This is a genomic window from Gilvimarinus sp. 1_MG-2023, from assembly GCF_030548285.1.
Map to the genome: position 1 here is coordinate 1 of NZ_JAUOSC010000712.1, position 299 is coordinate 299.

1 protein-coding gene is annotated in these 299 nt (G+C 54.8%); it reads right to left on the minus strand.

Features of this window, described 5'->3' with window-relative positions; genetic code table 11:
* The coding region (locus tag Q4563_RS18730; RefSeq protein ID WP_303605587.1) for a BMP family ABC transporter substrate-binding protein at positions 1-299 on the minus strand (299 nt) is incomplete at both ends.

Here is a 299-nt window from a genome sequence, read left to right on the forward strand (position 1 = left end):
GCCTTAGGTCCAAACGAGGACATATCGGATGCCTGGCCAACGGCGTATTTGCCGCGACGTTCAGCAGCCTGCATGGCGGCAGGTGAATCGGTGTGCTGCAGAATGACATCCACACCCTGGTCCATCATGGCGTTGGCAGCATCCGCTTCTTTACCCGGATCGAACCAGCTGTTGACCCAGATGATTTTCAACTCGGCTTCCGGGTTGTATTTGCTCAGTGCGAGTTGCACGGTATTGATATCACGGATGACTTCCGGAATCGGGAACGAGGCAATGTAGCCGACCTTGTTGGACTTGGT